Annotated in this window: 6 protein-coding genes; 2 read left to right on the top strand and 4 right to left on the bottom strand. The window is 74.2% G+C overall.

The window, feature by feature from the left end:
- Nucleotides 1-6: 6 nt before the first annotated feature.
- Nucleotides 7-6,678 carry an AAA domain-containing protein gene (locus AB1460_RS02165; protein ID WP_368958842.1) on the bottom strand — a complete coding sequence of 2,224 codons (6,672 nt, stop codon included), beginning with the start codon at nucleotides 6,676-6,678 and terminating at the stop codon, nucleotides 7-9.
- Between the two features lie 364 nt (nucleotides 6,679-7,042).
- On the opposite strand from AB1460_RS02165, the gene AB1460_RS02160 reads away from it, so the two are divergent.
- Complete coding sequence (locus AB1460_RS02160; protein WP_368958841.1) at nucleotides 7,043-10,411, top strand: UvrD-helicase domain-containing protein; 3,369 nt, start codon at nucleotides 7,043-7,045, stop codon at nucleotides 10,409-10,411.
- 18 nt (nucleotides 10,412-10,429) lie between these two features.
- Here AB1460_RS02160 and AB1460_RS02155 read toward each other — a convergent pair whose 3' ends face one another.
- A complete protein-coding gene (locus tag AB1460_RS02155; RefSeq protein WP_368958840.1) occupies nucleotides 10,430-11,758 on the bottom strand; it encodes an aminotransferase class I/II-fold pyridoxal phosphate-dependent enzyme in 1,329 nt (442 codons plus the stop codon).
- Between the two features lie 679 nt (nucleotides 11,759-12,437).
- Between AB1460_RS02155 and AB1460_RS02150 the strand changes: the two genes are divergently transcribed.
- Nucleotides 12,438-13,259 (top strand): class I SAM-dependent methyltransferase, encoded by an 822-nt coding sequence (locus tag AB1460_RS02150; RefSeq protein ID WP_368958839.1) that lies wholly within the window; start codon nucleotides 12,438-12,440, stop codon nucleotides 13,257-13,259.
- A gap of 31 nt (nucleotides 13,260-13,290) precedes the next feature.
- On the opposite strand, the gene aat is transcribed toward AB1460_RS02150, so the two are convergent.
- Nucleotides 13,291-14,262 carry a leucyl/phenylalanyl-tRNA--protein transferase gene (gene aat, locus AB1460_RS02145; protein ID WP_368958838.1) on the bottom strand — a complete coding sequence of 324 codons (972 nt, stop codon included), beginning with the start codon at nucleotides 14,260-14,262 and terminating at the stop codon, nucleotides 13,291-13,293.
- Between the two features lie 13 nt (nucleotides 14,263-14,275).
- Complete coding sequence (locus AB1460_RS02140) at nucleotides 14,276-16,648, bottom strand: putative bifunctional diguanylate cyclase/phosphodiesterase (protein WP_368958916.1); 2,373 nt, start codon at nucleotides 16,646-16,648, stop codon at nucleotides 14,276-14,278.
- Nucleotides 16,649-16,960: the final 312 nt, after the last annotated feature.

Raw genomic sequence — 16,960 nt, 5'->3', positions numbered from 1 at the left:
GCGAGGTCAGGGTGCGGTCGGGGGAGCGTCGTCCAGGCCCTCCAGCTCCGAGAGGGGGATGGGGCGCCAGCGCTGGCGGCGCTCGTCCGCGTCGGCGTGCACCGAGGGTGCCCCGGCTGGGCTGGTGCCCCCTGGCCCGGAGGCGGGGCCGGCGGTCCCGGGCGTGCCGGGTGCCGGCAGCGGGGGCACCTCGGGGGCCGGCGGCACCGGGTCGGTGGTCCTGGGCTGCTCGGACGGTGTCGTTCCGGCCGCCTGGGTGCTTTCGGCCCCCCCGGTGGACGCCTCCCTGGCGGACGCCCCCGCGGCCGACGGCCTGGCGATGGCACCCCCCGAGGGGGGCATACCGCCGTAGGGCTGGATGCCGCCGTGGGAGCGGGCAGGCATCTCCGGTGCGGAGGGCACCCCCGGCCAGGAGTCCGCTCCTGAGACCAGGTTGCGCATCCCCGGATAGACGCTGGGCGAGGTCCCGACCGAGGCCCAGCCGGTCGGCGAGCCGCCCGACGTCGGCCACCCCGCGCCGAGCTGGCCGGGCGTGCCGAACGTTCCGTGGGCCGCCGGAGGAGGTCCGTCCTGACCAGGGCCGGTGCCCGTGGCGGAACCAGGAGACCACCGCTCGGGTGGGGCCGGCTCGGTGTTGCCCCCAGGGGTGTCGTGACCGGGAGCCGAGGTGCTCGGCAGCAGCAGGCCCGGCCTGGCCTCATCACCCGCTCCGGGGCTGCCGGACGCGGCGGAGGGGCCCGGTACCCGTGGGGCTGCCGGTTCGGTCCCGGCCGCGCCGGGCGGAAGGGCGGCCCGCGCCTGGGGCGCGGCGGGGAGGGCCGGCCCGGCCGGCGCAGCCGAGGCCTGCGCGGCCTCCCCGGCGGGGGGCACCGGACGGGCCTGCGCGGGTGCGGCGAGGAGCTGGGTCACCAGCATGGACGGGTCCGCGTGCGCCGGCGGGAACACCGTCGGCGCCGTGACGGCCGGGAGGATCCCCGCCGCCGCGAGCCGGGGCCACAGCGGCGCGAGCGCCGCCTCCTGGTCGATCTCGAACTCGGACCGCCGGACCCGCCAGATCCGCCAGCCGACCCGGCGCAGCTCACGCTCGCGGCTGAGGTCCCGCTCGACGTCCTCGGTGGAGCGGGTGGTGTCTCCGTCGCACTCGACGGCGAGCCGGGCCCGTCCACCCGAGACGACCAGGTCGAACCGGCGTCCGTTGATCTCGACCTGGGGCGTGACGTGGTATCCGCGGGAGGCCAGGGCCAGGAAGACCCGCTGCTCGAACAGCGAGTCGAACCGCGGGTGCGGCAGCACCGGGCTCACCTCGGACGTGGTGAGCGGTGCGGCGGCACCGTCCAGCGGCGCCGCCGCCGAGTGGGCGAGGACGTAGCTGAGGTAGCTGTGCCGCAGGTCGCCGGGGTCCAGGTCGGTGGTGGAGACCGAGTGGAACAACCACACCTGGTCGCGGGCCCGGGAGGCGGCCACGTTGAACCTGCGCTGGTACTCCAGCCGGGTCAGCGAGGTGGTGGACGTGCCGGGTGCGATGACCAGCGAGAGGAAGACGACGTCCCGCTCGTCGCCCTGGAAGTCCGGCGGTGAGCCGACCCGCAGCTGGCGGCGCAGCTGCTCGGCGGCGGACATCCGCGCGGTGAGCTCGGAACGGATGAGCTCCGCCTGCGCGGTGCCCTGCAGGACGACGATCCCGAAGCTCAGGCCGCGGTAGCGCGGGTCCTCGGCACACCGCAGCACCTGGGTGACCAGGGCCTCCGCCTCGATCGGGTTGCGCGGGCCGTCGGCGGTGGCGGTGGTGTAGGCGTGCGGGACGAACTGGGCGCGCAGCGGGGCCAGCCGGTCCACCCCGAACTGGCGCAGCGGCACCAGCGGGGCGTCGCGGTAGAACATCGCCGACGACCACTCGATGATCTCCGGCATGCAGCGGAAGTGCTCCCGCAGCCGCACGACGTCGCCGAACCTGGTCCGCAGCAGCGAGAACAGGCTCGACCGCGGGGTGAAGCCGACCCGCAGCCAGCTCGGGACGTCCGGCAGGAGAGTGTCGAGACGGTTGAAGACCGGCTCGAGCTCCTCGACGGAGGCGTCCGGCGGGGTGCACTGCCGGTCGTCACCGACGACGATCACCCGGGGTGCCAGCCACAGCAGGAAGAGGCTCTCCAGCCCGGCCTGGCTTCCCTCGTCGACGATCACCACGTCGAAGCTGTCGCGGACCGCCGGGATGGTCGACAGCACCTCGCTGATCGGCATCACCCAGGCCGGGACGGCCGTCTGCGCGATCCGCATCGCCTCCCGGGCGGCCTGCCGGTACCGCTCGGAGTGCCGGCCGGTGAACCGGCCGCCGGCGGCCATCGCGTCGGCGTAGGCCCGCAGGGCGGCGGACTGTTCCGTGCCCATCCGCTCCAGGCAGTGCTTCCAGGCCAGCGCCCCGGCGAGCTCGGCGGTCGCCGAGGCGACCAGCTGGTCGGCGGCATCCAGGCCGGCGTCCAGATCGGCCTGGTCGGTGGCACGGACACGGGTGAGCCAGGTCGCCGCGACGGCGTGGGACCACGCCCGCCCGAACGACTCGAACTGTTCCGGGGTGACACCTGCCAGCCGGCGGCCGGCAACCAGCATCTCGGCCAGCATCGGGTGTGCCTCCCGGACCCGCCCCAGCAGCTCGTCGCGGCGACGCGCGCGGGCGCGGCCGTTGAGCGCGTCGGCCGTCGCCTCCAGCGCGCCGACATAACCGCCCGGATCACGGGCCTCGACCGCGATCGCGAGGAGCGCCAGCTCGTCGACGGCGTCCGGTTGCGCGGCGGCCGCGACGAGTTCGGCGGTGAGGTCCCGCAGCTGGGAGCCCGCGGCGGTCGCGGCGTGGCGCAGCCGGTGAGCGTTCGCCGCCGCGCCCACGTCGACGCAGGCGCCGGGGGAGTCGAGCGCGATGCCCCAGGCACCGAGGGCGTCGAGGAGCGCGGCCAGCCGGTCGCGCGCGGCCACGGCAGCGTCGATGGCACGTGCCGCGTCCTGCGCCTCGGTGAGGCGGGCGAGGCGCACCTCCAGCTCCGCGGTCGGGTTCGGGCTGACGCTCAGCAGTGACCAGGCCCGGGTCGCCGCCTCGAGCGCGACCTCGGCCCGCAACCGGCACAGCGCCAGGTCGAGCAGCTCCGGGGTGCGCGGCGGGACGCCGTCCACCGTCGTGTGCTCGAGCAGCAGGCCGGCGTCCTTCTGGGCCTTCGAGCGGAAGAAGCGGCGCAGCGCGCCGCCGGCCTCCATGTGCTCACGCAGGGCGAGGCCGCAGGTGAGCAGGGCGGTGGCGTCGGGGCCGGCGCCCTCCTCGTCGAGCGGGAGCTCCACCCGGTGCAGGCCGAGCTCCACCACGGCCGCGGTGGCCTCGGCGATCGCGGGAGCGGCGGCGGCGACCTTCGTCCACAGCACGGCCGCGCGGCCGGAGAAGGCATCCGCGAGCGCGTCGGTGACCCAGGGCTGCCGGACGGCGAGGCGGCTGATGATGTCGGCAGCCCGCAGCACGGCGTCCACGCCGGCGGCGAGCCGGTCGGCGGCCTCGTCGCCCGCGCGGGTCAGCACATCGGCGAGGACCGGGACCATCGCGGCAGCCTGCCGGGACAGAGAGTGCTCGGCGGACTCGGCGGCGTGCAGCGCCCCCCGTTCGGCGTAGGCGAGCGCCGTCAGTTCGGACCGGGTCGGGAGCTCGCCCAGTTCGGGGGGGAGCCCGAAGGCCCGCTGCTCGCGCAGCGCCGACAGCGCGATCGCCGAGGTGATCGGGGATGGCACGGTCGGGGGATCGGACGGTCCGCCGGTACTGGCCAGATCGGTCGAGGAGGCCCCCGGCCCGCCCTGGTCGGACGAGCCATCCCGGCCCGCTCCCTGCACAGGATGGGCCGGCATCCCGGGTGCCGTTGTCCGGACGAGTCGACCAGCAATAGTGATCATGAGGGGAGAGGTCGGCGGGGACGACGGGTCGCCGGGCCCGCCCGAGGCGTCGGCCCCGCCCGGCTGGCCCGCGGCGGCGGCACGGGCCGCCGCCGCGGGCTGCGGGTCGGGCGTGGTCAGCAGCCGCCAGAGCTCGGCGGCCTCCGCGTCGTTGAGGGGGGTCCGGGGCCAGCCGCCACCCTCCGGGCCGGGCACGGGCACGGGTATCCAGCCGTGCTCGCCCGCCTCGTCCCGCAGCCGGGCGGCGATCTCCGCCCGGGTTCCCGACCAGCCGGCTCCCACCTCGTAGGTGCCGTGGCGACGCCACTCGGCAGCCCGGCGCGCCGCCACCGCGGTGGCGATGCGATCCCGCTCGGCCACGGCCGAGTCGCGCCGCTGGCGCGCCGTCCGGATGCGCTCGTCCTGGGATCCGGCGTCGTAGACGGCCTTCTGCGCGGCCAGCGCGCTCACACTGGTGGCGAGTTCCCCGGCGCCGCTGTCGGCGTCCTCGGTGAGGGAGACGCACAGCCGGCGCAGCTCCGGCGGGAGCTTCTCCTGCAGGACCCGCAGCGCCTGGCCCTTCTGACTGGTCACCAGGACCCGGCGGCCCTCAGCCAGCAGCGCGCTGATCAGGTTGGCGATGGTGTGGGTCTTGCCGGTGCCCGGCGGGCCCTCGACCACGACGCCGTTGTCCATGCGCAGTCGACGCATGACCCGGGCCTGCTCCGGGCTGATCGGGAGCGGCGAGAGCCACTCGTCCGCAGCCGCGGCGCCCGCGGGGAGGGCCGGCGTGCCGGTCCCAGCGGTCCCGGCGGCCGCGGCGGTCCCAGCGGTCCCGGCGGCCGCGGCGGCCGTGGCGAGCCAGGCCAGTCGTTCGGTGGTGTCCAGGGTCTCGACGAGCTGGGCGAGGCCCAGCGGCGGCAGGCCGTCGCCGCGCAGCGCGTCCAGCATCTGCTCGTAGTAGTTGAGCAGCGCCGCATGCCCCCGGCTGCGCAGGACGAGCGCGGGCGCAAGCGTCACCGAGGCGCTGGGACCCCCCGGTCCGGGTGGTGGCCAGTTGGGCCGGTATCCCGCGGTCGGACCGTCCAGCGCGAGGGTCAGCCAGTCCCGCAGCAGGCGTTCGTCGTCGGCCCCCAGCGGGGTGGCGTCCCGCGAGCGCAGGCGTTCGTGCAGCGCGTTGGTCCGTTCGGGGCGGAACATGGCGATGCCGTCCAGGAAGGCGCTGTCCTCCAGCCGGGTGGACGTCCCCGCCGGCACCCGCAGCCGGACAGCGGAGGTCATCGGGTCTGTCTCCACCACCAGCCGGGTGACGAGCAGATGCCGGCGGACCGGGCGGGGCAGCCACCAGGTGAGCAGACCGGTGGCCAGCACCAGCTCCAGGGTGTCGCCCTCCTGGGCCAGCCGCTGGGCCACCCCGTACAGCGTCGTGTGCAGGTGGCGGCGGTCCGCGTCGGCGCGCGCCCGCGAGCTCCACACCTGCCAGGCACCGGCCCATTCCGCGAAGGCCGCGGCGACGTCGGCGGGAATCTGCCCCACCCGGGCCGGGCCGGCAGCGTCGGCGTCAGCGTGCTGACCTGGCCCGCCCGGACGGTTGGCTCCCGCGCCGTTCGAGGCGGCCGTGCCGTTGGCGGAAGGCATGCCGGCGGTCGACCCGGTGCCGTTCGCGGGGGCTCGGCCGTTGGTGGGGGCTGAGCCGTTGGCCGGCCCCACTCCGTTCGCTGATGCCGTGCCCTTGACGAACGCTGCGCCGTTGGCGGACGCGGAGCCGTTCGCCGAGCCGTTCGCCGAGCCGTTCGCGGGAGCACCCGGCCTGCCGGGCGCCGGCGTGTCGCCGGAGGAGGGCCGGGTCCCGCTGGGGCCCTGGCCGTTCGGTGAGGTGTGCGCCCGGCCGTTCGGGGACGGTGCGGCGCCGTTGCGGCCGCGGGCCGGCCCGTGGCCGTCGGTCTCCCCCGATCCGGTGGGGTCGTCGTGGTCCGGGCCGGCCTCGTGCCGGCCCGATGGCCCGGCCGGCCGCTCCGGCGGTGCCGGCGGCAGCGGGGGCAGGTCGTACACGAGCACCGGCGCCGCTGTCAGGTCCACGTCGGCCGGCGGCACGGGGCCGCGCAGAATGATGCCGTCCTGCGGCAGCCCTGAGGCGGCGTCCGCGCCGCGGACGGGCAGTCGTACCCGGCCGCGGAGGATCTCCGGCAGCGGCGGGGCCGGCGGGAGGAGAGCTGCCGCGGGGGCCTCGAGCAGAACCTCGCCGGCCCCGGCGTGCTCGAACAGGGACAGGCCCGCCGGGAGATCGGCAAGCCAGATCACCAGCGGGTTCTCATGGACGTCGACGACCTGCTCGGACTGGGACACCGCGACCTCGTGCAGGAAGCGCACCAGGCGGTGGCAGCGGTCGGTCAGCGCCACCTGCCGCTCGTGGCGCGCCGCCGCCAGCGCCTGGAGGTCGACGGTGCTGCCCGGCACGCCGTCCGCGGGGGCCTCGGCGCCGTCTGGTGCGCTGTCCGTGCCGGCGGCGTCGGCCGTGCCGGCAGGGGTGGCCGCGGCGGCCGTGCTGGTCGCGTCGTCGGCTCTGCGGGCGGCGTCGGCAGGGCCGTCGGGGGTGGCGTGGGCGGTGTCGGCGGCAGGTTCGTCGCCCGACCGGGGAGTGCCGCCTGTCTCGCGCGCAGCCTGCCGGGCAGGCGCACGGGCGGGACGGCTCTCCGTGCCGTCCGTCGTGCCTTTCGGCGCATCCGTGGCCCTCGCGCCCACCACGCCCGAATCCGCCGTTCCCGAGTCCGTCGTCATATCTCCTCCGATTCCGCCCGGCGCCTGCCGGCGGCGGAACTCGTGACGGGGCGTCGCGAACGCCCTGTTCCGATCATTCCGGTACCGGAGCAACCAGTACGGGAACTTGTGCAAGCCTCCCGGACGAACCAGGACGGTGCGTCCGCGACCCGCTGAATGCGGCACTCGTCCGCATGCACGGTTGGCTCAGGGGGCGGGATGGCCGAAGGCGATGGCCGGGGGTGGCGCAGCGGGGTCGCCCGCGGATCGGCGTGGCTGACCGTGGTCTGGCTGTGGTCGCTCCCTGCGCCGGGTGCGTCCGCCGGCGTGCCCACCGGCGTGCCGCTGCCTGGCCCGGAAGTGGGATGCGACAACATACGCATCCGTGAGGTCACGGTTCTTTGCCGACACCCACGTCCACTCCAGGTACTCGCGGGCGTGCAGCCGCGACTGCGACCTGGAGCACCTGGCGTGGTGGGCGGCCCGGAAAGGCATCCGCGTCGTCGGCACCGGCGACTTCACCCATCCGGCCTGGTCGCAGGAGCTGGCGACCAAACTGGTGCCGGCGGAGCCCGGGCTGTTCCGGCTGCGGCCGGACCTGGAGCGCGACGTCCTCGCGACGCTGCCGGCCTCATGCCGCACCGCGACGCGATTCATGATCTCCACCGAGATCTCCACGATCTACAAGCGTGGTGAGCGCACCAGAAAGGTCCATCACCTTCTCTACGCACCCGATCGCGAGTCGGCCGGACGGATCACGTCCGCACTGGCCCGAATCGGCAACCTGGCCGCCGACGGACGTCCGATCCTCGGCCTGGACTCCCGCGACCTGCTGGAGATAACCCTCGGCGGCGGCGAGGACTGCTACCTGGTCCCGGCGCACGTCTGGACGCCCTGGTTCGCCGTTCTCGGCTCGAAGTCGGGTTTCGACGCGGTCGAGGACTGCTATGCCGATCTCGCGGACGAGATCTTCGCGCTGGAGACCGGGCTCTCCGCGGATCCGGAGATGTTCTGGCGGATCTCCGGGCTGGACCGGTACCGGCTCGTCAGCAACTCCGACGCGCACTCCCCGCCGATGCTCGGCCGGGAGGCGACCGCCTTCACCTGCGAGCCCGACTACTTCTCGATCCTGCGCGCGCTGCGCACCGGCGACGGTTTCGGCGGCACCGTCGAGTTCTTTCCCGAGGAGGGGAAGTACCACCACGACGGGCACCGCAAGTGCGGCGTCGCGCTCACCCCGGAGGAGACCCGTGCGCTCGGCGGCATCTGCCCCGCCTGCGGGCGGGGTCTGACCGTCGGGGTGCTCAACCGGGTCGACACGCTCTCGGACCGGACCGAGTCACGGCGGCCCGACACGGCCGGCGACGTCACCTCGCTCGTCGCCCTGCCCGAGATCGTCGGGGAGATCCTCGGCGTCGGGCCCAAGAGCAAGTCCGTCGCGACCCAGGTCACGGCGTTGGTGTCCCGGCTGGGGCCCGAACTCGGCATCCTCTCGGACGTCCCGCTCGACGCGATCGCCGAGGCTGGTTCGCCGACGCTGGTGGAGGGCATCGGGCGCCTGCGCCGCGGTGAGGTGATCCGCGAGGCCGGCTACGATGGCGAGTACGGCGTCATTCGGCTGTTCCAGCCCGGCGAGCTCGGCGCCGACGCCGACGCCGGGACCCTCTTCGACGCCGGCCCGCCGGTTCCGGGTCGTGGCCGGCGGAGCCGGGGCGGCGGACGACGCCCCAGTGCACTCGCCGCCGACGTGGGGGAGGCCCCGGAGCCACCCACCCCCCGACCGGGGGAGCCACCGCGGTCGCTGCCGACCGGCGCCGCCGGCCTCGACAGCCCGACCGGCCTCGACAGCGCCCTCGGTGCCGACGGTGCCGTGTTGGACACTGCTGTCGGATCCGACGAGGGCCATCCCTCCGTCCTCGACGGGCTGGACCCGGACCAGCGCCGAGCGGCCGAGCATGCCGGCGGGCCGCTGCTGGTCCTCGCCGGGCCGGGCACCGGAAAGACCCGCACGCTGGTGCACGCCATCGCCCACCGGGTGCGGGAGCTGGCGGTGCCCGCCGAGCAGTGCCTGGCCGTGACGTTCACCCGCCGCGCGGCCGGCGAGCTGCGGGAGCGGCTCGACCCCCTGGTCGGCCCGGACGGAGCCGGGGTGACCGCCACGACGTTCCACGGGCTCGGGCTTATGATCATCCGTGAGCGGCACGGGGCGCTCGCGCGTTCCCCACAGGTGCAGGTGGCCGACGACGCCGTCCGCGCCGAGCTGGTGGACGAGGCGCTGCACGGCGCCGGCAGCGCCCTGGCCCGCGGCCGCGCCATCACCGCACTGGCCGACCTCAAGCGGCGGCGCGCGCTTGGCCAGCCCTACCGGGAGCACCCGTCCGCCGGGGCGCTCGCGCGGTACGACGCCGCCCTGCGCGACCGCAACATGGTGGATCTCGACGACCTGGTGACCCTCCCGCTCGGGCTCCTGCGGTCGGCGCCGGACCTGGCCCGTGAGTACCAGCAGCGGTGGCGTCACCTCTGGGTCGACGAGTTCCAGGACATCGACGAGGTGCAGTACGGGCTGCTGCGCGAGCTCTGCCCGCCGGAGGGCGACCTGTGCGCGATCGGCGATCCCGACCAGGCCATCTACAGCTTCCGCGGCGCGGAGGTCGGCTTCTTCCTGCGATTCGCGCAGGATCGCCCCGGCACCCGGCGGGTCTCGCTGACCCGCAACTACCGTTCGACCCCGACCATCGTCGGGGCGGCGCTGGACGCGATCGCGCCCAGCACGTTCGTGCCCGACCGTGAGCTGCGCGCGATGACCGGGCTGGACGAGGACAGCCCCGTCGTGGTGCGGCGATGCGCGAGTGAGGCGGACGAGGCCAATGCCGTCGCCGAGCTCGTCGAGGAGGCGCTCGGCGGCACCTCGTTCCACGCTCTCGACTCGGGTGTCGACGGCTCGGAGCGGGGCCGGTTGTCCTTCGCCGACATCGCCGTCCTCTACCGGACGTCCCGGCAGGCCGAGCCGATCGTCGACGCACTGCTGCGGCGCGGGTTCCCCTTCCGGCAGCACTCGCACACCCCGCTCGCGGACCTGCCGGCCGTCGCGGCCCTGCTGGCCGACCTGCGCGGCGGCAACGAGGGGGCACCGCGTGCCGTGACCGCGCTGCTGCGGGACGCAGCCGCCCGTCTCGCCGACCTCGCGGCCGCGGCGGACTCCGTCCTCGGTGCCGCGGGGACCGCGGCCGCGCCACAGCGGGAGCCGGGTCCGGGCCGGCTGCCGACCGCGGCGGAGATCCGCCGTGCCGTCGAGCTGCTGACCCCACCCGCCGCGGCTGCGGGCGACGATCTCGCGGCCTTCCTGACCGCGGTCACGCTCGGCACCGAGGTGGACGGGCTCGACCCGCGCGCCGACCGGATCTCCCTGCTGACCCTGCACGCGTCCAAGGGCCTGGAGTTCGACATGGTGATCATCGTCGGCTGTGAGGAGGGCCTGCTGCCGTTGCGGTGGGGCGCCGCACCCCCCGCTGCGGAGACGGACGAGGAGGCGGAGGAGCGGCGCCTGTTCTTCGTCGGGATCACCCGGGCCCGCCGCCGGCTGGTCCTCACCCATGCCGCGCAGCGCCGCCGCGGCGGCGAGCCGGTGGAGACCGGCCCGTCGCCGTTCCTGGCGGCGATCGACGGCCGGCACCTGGAGAAGCGGGCGGGCTCGCCGGCCGACGCCGCCCGGGCCCGGCGCCGCTCGGCCGGCCGGCAGCTGCGCCTGATCTGACGTCCTCTCCGCCTGCGCTCAGTCGAGGCGGCGCAGGGGGAAGAGCCGGGCCGCGTCGTCGAGGACGTCCAGCAGGATGTCGATCTCGTCCTCGGTGTTCGCGGCCGTCACCTGGACCCGGACTCCGACCTGGTCCCGTGGCACCACCGGGAAGGGCGCCACGGTCACGTAGATGCCCCGGTCGTAGAGGTGGGCGCCGAGCGCGTCCGCGTGGGCGGGGTCGGTCAGCGGTACCTCGATGATCGGATGGCCGGAGCGGTTCAGGGTCGCCAGCCCGAGCGAGCGCAGCCCGGTGAGCACGCGGGCGGTCAGTGCGTGGAGCCTCGCCCGGGCCTGCTCGCCGCGCTCGGCGTTGACCCGCAGACCGACCTGCGCCGTCGCGAGCGAGGCCACCGGGGGCGGCCCGGAGAAGATGTACGGGTTGGCCATGGTCTTCAGGTAGTCCTTCAGCTCGGTCGGGCAGGTGGCGAACGCGAGCAGCGAGGAGTACGACTTCGAGAACCCGCCGACCATGACGACGTCGTCGTAGCTCTGCCCCAGGTGGCGGACGATGCCGTTGCCGCGCAGGCCGTACGGCGTCGGCTCGGCCGGTGAGCGCTCGCCGAGGACGCCGAAGCCGTGCGCGTCATCGACGTAGAGGACCGCCTCGTGCTCCCGGACGAGTGCGACGAGCTCGGCCAGCCGCGGCCCGTTGCCGGTCATGCTGTTCACCCCGTCGACGGCGACGACCCGCGGGTACAGGGTGCAGGCGCGTAGCGCGCGCTCCAGCCGGTCCAGCCGCTCCTCCCGGAAGCGGCGCACGGTGGCGCCCCGGCCGACCGCCATCGTGGCGCCGTCATGAACCGAGCTGTGCGCGTGCAGCTCGACGAAGAGCGCGCCCTGGCCGACAAGTGCGGGCAGCACCGACAGGTGGATATGACTGACGGTCGGCAGCAGCAAGGTGTCAGGTGCGCCGAGCAGCTCGGTGAGAGCCTCTTCAATCTCCACGAACAGTCGTGGATTAGCAATGATACGTGACCAGCTCGGATGCGTTCCCCAGCGATCGAGATACTCGGGAACGGCGGCGATGATCTCACGGTCCAGATCGAAACCAAGATAGTTGCACGAGGCGAAATCGATCAGCCAACGGCCACCGATTCGAATGCGGCGCTGATCGATTTCATCCACCTGCGAGTCGTAGAACGGTGACTGGCGGCGCATGCGGTCCAGCTCGGCCATGACCCCGTAGGGCCGGGCAAGTACCCGTCGCAGACCCGCGCCCGGCGCCGACCCGGGTATCGGAGCGCTGGCGATCGGTGTACGGATCGGTTCGATGGTCGGGGGCAGGGAATCCGAGGTCTGCGTCATTCGGGCCCGACTTCCGGGCCCGGTCGGCACACCGGGGGTGTCATCGCCGTCACCGGCCTCTCAAGATCCCCGAAAACATTGTCTCCGGGGGCACGGGAAACAAGAAGAATCGACGAAAGACCGCCCGGGCCGCCGTACGGCAATGCGGTGGGCGCAACGCGTGGCGAAGAACTACATACGCACAATAGCTGCTGCCGTCGGTGCTTTCCACTTGTTTCCTGTTTTCTCCGGCGCCACTGCGCGGGGGCGCCCGCGAAGGTGGCGCGCGCGGTGCGGGGTCGGGTCGGCCGAGCCCCGGGGCCCGGGCGTCCGGCCTGCGGATTCGCGGCTGTCCGGCTGGCGAGTTCCGATCGTGCGGTCAGCCGTCGGTCATCCGGGCGGGTGGTCCGGCGAGCTGGACGGGTGGTCCGGCGAACGCGGCAGGTAGCCGATCGGCAGGGCGGAAGGCAGCTGCTCGGCCAGGCGGCTCGGCGGGGGCGGAAGACCGCGCCCGGTCCCCCGGCCGTTCCGGTGGGGTCCGGCCGTGCGGTGGGGTCCGGCCGTGCGGCGGGGTGGATCCGCCCGGGCGGGAGAACCGGTTGCCGGGATGTTCCAGGCGGCTGGGACCTTCCGGGAAGGGAGCCGCCGGTGCGGCCACGGCCGGAACATCCCCGTGCGGGCGTGGTGTTATCGTCCCCGCATGCCTGAGACCGCCTCCGCTTCGGACAGCGCGACATCGAGCGCGTCGGCTCCGACCAGGCCTGCCTCCGAGGGCCCGCCGGTTCTACGTAACCTGCCCTATTCCGGCTTCGGCCTGTCCCGGTCGGTCACCCTTTTCAAGGCACACCGCAAGGAACCGGTCGACCCGGCCGGCTTCTACTCCCTGATCGCGGCCGACTCCGTCCGCCAGCTGGCCCGGTACACGTCGCTTTCCGGCCAGCTCGTGCTGGACGTGGGCGGTGGCCCCGGCTACTTCCGGTCGGCCTTCCTCGATGCGGGCGCCCGCTATTACTGGGTCGAGCCCGACGTCTCCGAGATGGAGGCCGGCGGTATCGAGGTGCCGGGCCGAATCCGCGGGAGCGCCCTCGAGCTGCCGTTCCGCTCAGGATCGATCGACCTGTGCTACAGCTCGAACGTCCTCGAGCATGTTCCGGACCCGTGGCGGATGTGCTCGGAGCTGGTCCGGGTCACGCGCCCCGGCGGGCTCATCTTCCTGAGCTACACCAACTGGCTCTCGCCGTGGGGCGGGCACGAGACGGCGCCGTGGCACTACCTGGGTGGCCACCGGGCGGCGGAGCGTTTCCGGAAGCGGGAGGGGCACGCGCCGAAGAACCGGTTCGGCGAGACACTGTTCCCGGTGTCGGTCGCCGGCACCCTCGCCTGGGCCCGCCAGCGCTCGGACGTCGTCGTGGTCGACGCGATGCCGCGCTACCTCCCGGACTGGGCGAAGGTAATTCTGCGGGTCCCCGGCGCCCGTGAGGTCGTCACCTGGAACCTCGCGATGGTTCTGCGCAAGGTCTGACCCGGCGGCAGCGGCCCGGCGGGCGCTCCGGTCACCCGCCCGGGGGGTCGGCGTGCCGCAGCCGGGCCGGGGGCGGCTTGCGCGGCGGCGCCAGCCGGGAGACGGGCAGCCGCCCGCACTCCAGGCGAACCTCGTCGTCACGCACGGCCCGCAGCGTCGCGAGGAACTCGGCCCGCGGTACCTCGCGGGCACCGAGCGATGTCAGGTGGGACGTCGTGAGCTGCGCGTCGAGCAGCACTCCGCCGGCCCGGCCGAACCGGTCGAGGAAGTCGACCAGGGCGACCTTCGAACCGTCCGAGGCACGATGGAACATGGACTCGCCGGTGAAGATCCGCCCGACGAGCACCCCGTACATCCCGCCGACGAGGCGGTCGTCGTCCCAGATCTCGATGCTGTGGGCCCAGCCGAGGGCGTGCAGCTCCGCGTAGCCCTCGACCAGCTCGTCGGTGATCCACTGATGCGGGCCCTCGCGCCGGCAGTGGCGGACGACGTCCACGAAGCACTGGTTCACCGTGCTGGTCCAGCTGCTGTTGCGCATCCGGATGACGAGCGAGCGCCGAATCCTCATCTCGCCCGGGGCGAGCACGGTCCGCGGGTCGGGGCACCACCACGGCGGATCCAGCAGATCAGCGTCAGCCCCGCCCCCGCCCCCGCCCCCGTCCACGTCCTCCACGCCTCCGCCTACGTCTCCGGTCCGCGGACCGTCGATCACCCCGGGCGGCCTCGACGGCGCCGGCGGTGGCGCCGGAACCGGAGCGGGGATGCGGGGGATCATCCCGCGGGCGATCGCCAGGCCGAGGGCGGCACGCAGCTCCTCCGACGCCTCGGGGTCGTCGGTGGGCCAGGGGAAGGCGCCCTGGCGGTAGGCGCCGACCAGCGTCGCCGGCGCCATGCCACCGCCGGCCGCCACCGGTCCGTCCGGCGGAGCCTGGTCGAGGTAGCGGCCGAGCAGCGGATGGTCCCAGCCGGACCGCTCGGGCCTGGGGGCGGGCGGAGTCAGCATGGGGCGAGCGGGCTCAGCACTGCACCGGTGGGGTCAGCACCGTGGACGAGGGCATCGCCACGGCCGCGGGCCTGGCAACCCCCACGGGCGCCGTGGCAGGTGCGGGCGCCGGGGCGGACACAGGCGCGGGAGCGGAGACAGGCGTGGGAGCGGAGACAGGTGCGGGAGCGGGCACAGGTGCGGGAGCGGGAACGGTCAGCATCGGCGTGACCTCGGCCGCGGGACGCGGGCGGCCGATGAAGTAGCCCTGGGCGAGGTCACACCCGTAGTTCCGCAGCTTCGCGAGCACACTGGCGCTGTCGACCCCCTCGACCACGATCCGCAGGCCGAGCTCGTGCGCGAGCCCGATCGTGGACCGGACGATCGCCTCGGCCTTCTGCCGGCGGGCCCGGGAGCCGTCCTCCAGCTTCGTGACGAACGATCTGTCCATCTTCAGGATGTCTACGGGAAGCTCCTGGAGGTATGCGAGCGACGAGTACCCCGTACCGTAGTCGTCCACGGCGATCTGTACGCCGAGCTCACGCAGCTCGCCGAGCACCGCCGCGGAGCGCACCAGGTCGCGCATCAGCGTGGTCTCGGTGATTTCCAGCTCCAGCGCCGAGGGGGGTAGCCCGTACTGGCCGAGCAGCCCGCGGACCTGGTCCGGGAACGCGAGGTCGAGCAGGTCGGACGCCGCCAGGTTGACGGCGACGGTGATGTCCAGGCCGGCGTCGCGCCACGCCCGGCACTGGGCGAGGGACATCTCGAGCACCTCGATGGTGAGCATGCGCATCAGCCCCGCCTGTTCGGCCAGCGGGACGAAGGCCTCCGGGGTGAGCAGCCCCCGGCTCGGGTGGCGCCACCGGACGAGTGCCTCCACCCCGTGCGGCCGGCCGGAGGCCAGGTCGATCTTGGCCTGGTAGTGGACCTCCAGCTGGCCGGTGCCCAGCGCGGAGCGCAGTGACTCGATCATGTCGAGGCGCAGCAGCGTGTCGGCCTCGGTGCCCGGACGGTAGTACTCGACCCCGGTCCGCCCGGACTTCGCTCCGTACATGGCGACGTCCGCCCGCTGCAGCAGCGTCTGCGCGTCGGGTGCGTGCTCCGGGTAGAGGGCGGCCCCGATGCTCGCCCCGACGTGCACGGTCATCCCGCCGACCTCGAACGGCCCGGACAGCGCGTGCAGGACCCGGTCGGCGACCCGGCGGGCGGTGTCGGTGTCGGCGTTCTCCAGCAGGACGGCGAACTCGTCCCCGCCCAGCCGGGCCTGGACGTCCCCCGGCCGCAGCGCCCCGGAGATACGGGAACCGACCTCGACGAGCAGCGCGTCACCCATGTGGTGGCCGAAGGAGTCGTTGATCTCCTTGAACCGGTCGAGGTCCAGCAGGAGTAGCGCGGACGAGTCGCCCTGCGAGGCGTGCGCCTCCATCTGGGACAGCCGTTCGAGGAACCCGCGCCGGTTCGTCAGACCGGTCAGATCGTCGGTGTGCGCGAGGATCTTGCTCTCGGCGAGCTGCTGCACCTCGACGAAGGTCAGCGCCGCGCGGGCCAGCGCGGTGAGCACCGTCGCGGCTGCCAGCACCACCGTCACGAACGGCAGGTCGACGGTGGAGCCGAGGACGAGCAGCGCCAGCGCCACGACCGTCAGCACCAGCGGGACGGTGATCACGTTCCAGCCGGACATCCGGGCTGGTCGGCGCCAGGGCTGGCGCTGCCAGGCGGCGAACGCCGGGGCGAGCAGCGAAAGCACCCAGACGATGTCCAGCAGCCCGCCGGGGGAGTACTCGTCGTTCGTGATCAGTACGAGCACGCACGAGTCGGCGACCGCGAAGCCGCCGAGGCCGCCGCCGACCAGCCACCACACCCGGCCCGGGCGCCAGCGCAGAAGACCGAACGCGGTGACCACCAGCAGTAGGAGCAGCAGGTCGGCGAGCGGGTAGATGAGGCCGAACGCGATCGCCGCGGTGTCGCCCTGGCCGGCACCGATGATCCACGGCCCGATGCCGCTGCTGAGCGCGGCGACCCCGAGGACACCGACCAGTGCGTCGAGCCACACACTCGGGTGGAAGGCGATGAGCCGCTGACGCAGCAGCAGGATGACGGCGACGTAGCAGGCGGGGTAGAACAGCAGCCAGCCGGCGTCCGCCGCGGAGGCCGCGCTCGCGGACCCTGCCGCGGCCGGCTCGACCGCCAGGCTGAAGTAGACGCCGGCCGTGCCGTAGCTGATGATCCCGGCGCCGAAGAGCGCCCACGGCGCCCGCTCGCCGCGCAGAAACGCGGCGCGCAGGATGCACAGCAGGCCCGAGACGAGAATGACGGACGCCCGCAGCGCCACGACCTCCGGTTCGCCGCCCTCCGTCCCGGCCAGGGTGACCGCGGTGAAGAGCCCGGCAGCCAGCACAAGCGCCATCTGCACCAGCCGGATCGCACGGAACCGGCGCGGTGCTGGCGGGGAGGTCGTCAAGCGCCCCTCGCCCGGCCCGTGCCCGCCGGGCCGCCCGCCCACCCGGGGCATCCCGCGGAAGCTCCTGGCGCAGGCGCGGAACAGGAACAATGCAAAGGGCTGCAACCAGCGCGGAGACGGACTAGCCCGGACATGAGAGGAATTCTCATACATGCCGGCCGGCCCGCTGCGCGGGGTGGTGGTCCGTGGCCGCCGGTCTGGGTACATGTTGTGCGGGTCGTACCGCTGTGTGACCCGAGGTGCCCGTGGTGTCGTCGC

Origin of the sequence: Parafrankia sp. FMc2, from assembly GCF_041008525.1 — a bacterium.
GTDB lineage: Bacteria > Actinomycetota > Actinomycetes > Frankiales > Frankiaceae > Parafrankia.
This window is presented reverse-complemented; position numbering and strand designations above follow the sequence as displayed.

Excerpts from the sequence above, each read along its gene's own strand:
- AB1460_RS02165 (WP_368958842.1), bottom strand. The coding sequence starts at position 6,678 with ATGACGACGGACTCGGGAACGGCGGATTCGGGCGTGGTGGGCGCGAGG.
- AB1460_RS02155 (WP_368958840.1), bottom strand. The coding sequence starts at position 11,758 with ATGACGCAGACCTCGGATTCCCTGCCCCCGACCATCGAACCGATCCGT.
- AB1460_RS02150 (WP_368958839.1), top strand. The coding sequence starts at position 12,438 with ATGCCTGAGACCGCCTCCGCTTCGGACAGCGCGACATCGAGCGCGTCG.
- aat (WP_368958838.1), bottom strand. The coding sequence starts at position 14,262 with ATGCTGACTCCGCCCGCCCCCAGGCCCGAGCGGTCCGGCTGGGACCAT.
- AB1460_RS02140 (WP_368958916.1), bottom strand. The coding sequence starts at position 16,648 with ATGGCGCTTGTGCTGGCTGCCGGGCTCTTCACCGCGGTCACCCTGGCC.